The sequence below is a fragment of the Haemophilus sp. SZY H53 genome (assembly GCF_054332375.1).
Genome location: NZ_JBTGNV010000040.1, coordinates 1 through 656, shown reverse-complemented (window position 1 = coordinate 656; position 656 = coordinate 1). Strand labels below are relative to the sequence as shown.

The window sequence follows — 656 nt, the reverse complement described above, 5'->3', positions numbered from 1 at the left end:
GCGACCGGCGCTGCTCGACGTGCGTGAGCGCGCGCCGGAGCGCGCGCGGCGAGCTGGGCCGGCGCTGCGCGGCGAGCGGCGCACGCGGGCGAGCGGGAGCGGCCGCGGGTTGGGCCGAAAGGCCAGATGGGCCGAAAGGTGGGGCGCGGGAGATATCGTTTTCCTTTTTCTTTTTCCAAATTCTTTTCAAACTTTGACCATTCAAAACAGTTTCAAAAACTCAAAACTAGACTTTGACCCAAAAATAAAAGTTGCTCAAAATAATTTTCTCTACAACTTTCATATAAGACACTTTTTCTGAAAACCATTTTTACAACCTCCACATAAATAAAGCCAATTTTGAAACATAAACCATTTTGTTTGACTCATTTTTATTTAACAAACTATTTTGAACTAGGTCAAAATGTCAACAAGAAAAGCGCTCTACTCAACATTCTCTATTTTATAAAGCTATTTGCCAAAACAGAAATCCACTTTAATCATCAAGTCAAATAGAAATCCAAAATCCAGATAAATAAACAAAAGGCAAAAAGCACACTTATGCACATGAAATGATGCAATGCATTACTTATGCTCTTTAGTAGCTAATTGTAGTTCCTAATGCAGTGCTTGACACTAGGGTGTCACAGTGCCCTCACGATCATCATTACTATGAC

1 protein-coding gene is annotated in these 656 nt (G+C 42.5%); it reads left to right on the top strand.

Features of this window, described 5'->3' with window-relative positions:
- Positions 1–301 (top strand): hypothetical protein (locus ACXVWB_RS11240; RefSeq protein WP_458485395.1); only part of this gene is annotated, 301 nt, incomplete at its 5' end.
- Positions 302–656 lie beyond the last annotated feature (355 nt).